The sequence below is a fragment of the Nostoc flagelliforme FACHB-838 genome, from assembly GCF_014698065.1.
Taxonomy (GTDB): Bacteria; Cyanobacteriota; Cyanobacteriia; order Cyanobacteriales; family Nostocaceae; genus Nostoc; species Nostoc flagelliforme_B.
This window is the reverse complement of sequence record NZ_JACJSI010000459.1, coordinates 1-4,266: the sequence shown is the minus strand read 5'-3', so window position 1 is coordinate 4,266 and position 4,266 is coordinate 1. Positions and strand designations below refer to the sequence as shown.

Genomic DNA, 4,266 nt, shown 5'->3' with positions numbered 1-4,266 from the left:
TAGTTTCTAGCCAACGATTCGCACCATAGCTCTCATAACGCTGTCATACTTAAGTATTTTTTCTAATGACAGGATACCGTTATGTGGGCTTTCTTACTTCTCAGACATCCTCTTAGGACTTACGCACTATACAAATGCATTGTGATGTGAATTAACTAAAGATAGGTTATTTCAGGTTTTTCTTAATTATCCTGTGATGCCTACGGCGGTAAACTACGTAAATAGACCATGCTGTAGGGGCACAGCAATGCTGTGCCCTTACGAAAGATATGGTTTTTAACCTTTATGTATATTTGGTATTTCTTGTCAATGCGTAAGTCCTATCAATAATCAAAAAAGCTCTAATCTGCTTTATTTAGTAGGCATAGTAACTTCCCAAATTTCCTGATTTCCACCATATTCTAGAACATAAATTTTATTGCCAATAATCTCAGCATCAATGGGCTTATTAAAACCTTTGGCAATGCGTGTGGCGTTAAGTTTATAGTTGGTAGTTCCCACTTTAGTTAAGTTTAAATGCAGTAGGTCTTGACTAGGATCTTTAAAAGGGCCTGGTAATGTTTCGCCGGTCGGATCGCCTGGTGTCCAACTCAACATGAATCCATCTTTGTTAAATTCTGGACTCATTACTCCTTGTGTATCAAAAACTAAGCCTAAAGGAGAGCGGTGTGTTGTAAAAGTGCTAAAACTTTGCCCAAGAACACTAGCATCTTTGACTTTGCCATCTACAGGATCGCGGTAACTGTCTGCGTCTGGGCCAAGATTAAGAATTGGTTCTATAAAGTTGATAGCAGGCCGAATTGGAAAGGTTGGATCGTTACGAAAGTAACCCCTTTGAACAGCATTAAATCGAGAATCTAACAATCTGTCAGTGGCAGGATTATAATTGGGAAATTGTTGTGGATTATCTGTGCCACCAATACGCCAGGGAAAGCCGTAATGACCACCTAAACGTAGCCAATTTAATTCTTCTGGCATATCGCGATCGGGGCCATTCTCTGCACCAAATAAATCCCCATTAGCTGCAAAAGCCATATCGTAAGTATTGCGGATTCCTTCTGCATAAATATAGCCAGATGCCTTCAAGCTTTCTCGATTGTTTACAAGAAAGAGATTTTTGCCATTAGTAGGAAGACGGAATATACAAGTGGTTAATCCTACGTCACGAATATTAGGATATTGACCATTAACAGACTGAACCTCACCATGATCAGTACGAGCGCCGCTATTCACATAGATAAAGTTACCATCCGGGCTAACAACCACGCCGTTGAAGCGATGGTCATAGGCTGTTTTGCTTTTGGGATAGCCTGCACTCTTAGCTAAGACAGACCAGACACGCTGTCCTGTACTCGAATTAACTACGCCTTTAACAATAACTGCTTTGGTCTGGTTATTCACAAGGTCTGCATTGCCAACTAAATAAATTGTACCGTTAGGGCCAATGGCCATTCCTTGAGTTTCACCTACATTATGATTACTAGAGTTGTACACTAGTGTACTAGTAGATAAGCTTAAATTGACTTGATAAATATCACCATTTTGTTTGAGGTAATAGAGGGTATTGTTTCGGGGATCTTTTGCAATCCTAACAGAAGCAGAAACCGAAGATGTATTGGTAATATTGCGAATTTTAATATCAGGACGTAGGCTTTCAGGTGCAGCATTTACTCCAGTAATGCCATGATTTAATATAACCATTGTTAACAACAGAGTTTTAACAGCAAAAAAGCAATTTTTGAGAAGCAACTTACTGATAAATCTGCATTCAACTTGCTTGGATGATTTAGTGTTATTCATTATTTCCTTCATAAATATAGTCAGATGATTTTGTTGTTAAATCCTCTTGATGAGGAAAAAGTTTAGAGATGATGGGTACTATGTCTTATGCCAAACTGACTTTTAGCGTATAGGGAGCAGAGTTACTGTCACTAGAGCCAGAGAAAGTTCCGCCATCTTCAGGAAAGAAAGCATATTTAGTTACTGAAATTGAGTATGTACCTGAACCTAGTGAAGCGGTGATTAATGACCCAAAGTCGGGGGCGCTATCATCGTCACTTTGCAGTAAAATCCCAGTATTGTTAAAAAGTCCGATAACTGTATCATCAGTTGTCACTGTACTAATGGTGACAGTTTTTGGATTTGCAAGAGAAAATGTAAAAAAGTCGAAATCGGGATTGTCCCCCGGTTGAACTGTTACTAACTCACCTGAGAGATTAACGTTTGAGCCTGATGATAAAGAACCCAACCCTTCAGCAGTGGCTAGTTTATTGTTTGTAGCTTGTCCAGCATTTTCCCGCTCATAAAAAAGGAGACTATCACTATCAAGTCTGAGGTTGATTACGCCCTGCACAATACCTATGATTTCATCTGGCTCTGCTCCAGGTTTATCTAAGAATATTTGTGTGTTGGCTCCAACAGTTTGTAGGCGGTAGTCTTTTGGAGAGCCTTTGAGTTCTATTCTATCTTCACTAAGCTTGAAGTCAGTAATAGTAGCTAAGTCCCCAAAACCAGCATTCGTAGTGTTTTTATCGTCGTAGAAGACATTTCTCGCGTCCCCAAGGATAAATCTATCTCGCCCAACGCCGCCAGTTAAGATATCAGTTTCGCCTAATCCAGGTGGGATTGGACTACCGGGAAAATTACCGATGAGGATGTCGTCTCCAGACCCGCCATTGAGTATGTCATTGCCACCCCCACCTTGTACAGTGTCATTGCCGTCCTCACCATTAAGGATATCATCGCCAGCAGAACCGTCTACCGTGTCATTGCCTGCTCTGCCATTGAGAGTGTTATTTAAAATATTGCCAAAGAGGAAGTTGTCAAGATTGTTACCTGTCCCGTTGATACCAGGAATTTCCCTCAGCCTCAGGTTCTCCAGATTGGCGCCTAGTGTGTAGCTAAAAGAAGGGCGGACAGTATCTATGCCTGAATTCGCAGCTTCTGTAATGATATCAGCAGCACTGTCAATGATGTAATTGTCGTTGCCTATTCCCCCATTTAAAGTGTCATTACCTAAGCCGCCATCAAGTGTGTCATTGCCAAGTTCACCGATTAAACTGTCGTTTCCCGTCCCGCCAAACAGATTATCATTACCAGCCGCACCATTGAGGGTGTCGTCACCGGAAGAACTATTGGCATTACCACCATTAGCCCAACCATATATTGTGTCATCTCCCGAAGTCCCATTTCTTGTGTCAGCAGATGTAGTACCAAAAATAACTGCCATATTATTTATTTTTCCTGAATTTACACCGTGTGCGACTTTCTCTCAAACCTATATTCCCAAACACTTTCCTACAACGAAAGGGGAGTAAAAATCAAAGGCTCCAGGAGCGCAGGAAAGAAATGGAGAGGGATTCCAAGAATAAGTTACACATCGCGTTAAATTTATAACTAATGCCTAAGTTCGCCCTCAATCAAAAAAACTTTTAAAAGTTTGATGTGGCTTGCTTCAAAGTTTAAGTTTAAATACAGATACCTTTGCTAACCTAATTAATACCAATGTTAATTAGAAACTATTAATTATTGATTTGGTTAGTTGATTATGCAAATGGTAAGTAATTGCTTAAAGTTAATTTATTTTAATTATTTTCACCTGTTCATCTTTTTTCATTCTAAACCCCCGTGTAATTATTTAATTACAATGAACGAAAGTTACATCAAATTCTTTACCAAATCTTATAAATGTAAACTTTATGATTTTTAATACTGTTAGAAAGCTTTATAAACTTTAATTAAGCCTTTTTTTTAAATCCTGTTTTTTTTTAGTAAAAATTACAAGGTTTTTCAGCTTAATACGGTATTGTCGTTAAGTTATATATCAACATTCATTTATTCTTCTAAATAAAAATACTTTTCTATTAAAGAAATACATATTATAATACATGAGTTAAACTTATATATTGTCCATAGCGTTTTTGGGCTTAATAACACTTAAGCTTTACAGAAATTTTATATGGTTACTTTAACTACTAAAGCTTATTGTGGGAGGGGATACCCAAAAAGCATGGTGCTAAATGTCAATTACTTTTTATTGTTAACTAATTCTGTGTTGAACCGTTAGAGGATGTCTGAGAAGTAAGAAAGCCCACATAACGGTATCCTGTCATTAGAAAAAATACTTAAGTATGACAGCGTTATGAGAGCTATGAATCCATCGTACCCAAGTAATCTGACTTTAGAACAGTGGGAAATACTATCAGGACTAATTCCTAAGTCAAAAAGCGGTGGTCGAAAACGTAGTGTCGATATGCAGGTGATCGT

At 38.4% G+C, this 4,266-nt stretch carries 2 protein-coding genes; both read right to left on the bottom strand.

Annotated elements, in window-relative coordinates:
- Positions 1 to 351: 351 nt before the first annotated feature.
- Positions 352 to 1,800 (bottom strand): PQQ-dependent sugar dehydrogenase, encoded by a 1,449-nt coding sequence (locus H6G97_RS46535; RefSeq protein ID WP_190947166.1) that lies wholly within the window; start codon positions 1,798 to 1,800, stop codon positions 352 to 354.
- An 85-nt stretch (positions 1,801 to 1,885) separates the two neighbouring features.
- Positions 1,886 to 3,229, bottom strand: a complete 1,344-nt coding sequence (locus tag H6G97_RS46530; protein ID WP_190947165.1) for a calcium-binding protein — start codon at positions 3,227 to 3,229, stop codon at positions 1,886 to 1,888.
- Positions 3,230 to 4,266: the final 1,037 nt, after the last annotated feature.

Bases quoted from the DNA above. Each gene is read 5' to 3' on its own strand.
- H6G97_RS46535 (WP_190947166.1), bottom strand. From the start codon at position 1,800: ATGAATAACACTAAATCATCCAAGCAAGTTGAATGCAGATTTATCAGT.
- H6G97_RS46530 (WP_190947165.1), bottom strand. From the start codon at position 3,229: ATGGCAGTTATTTTTGGTACTACATCTGCTGACACAAGAAATGGGACT.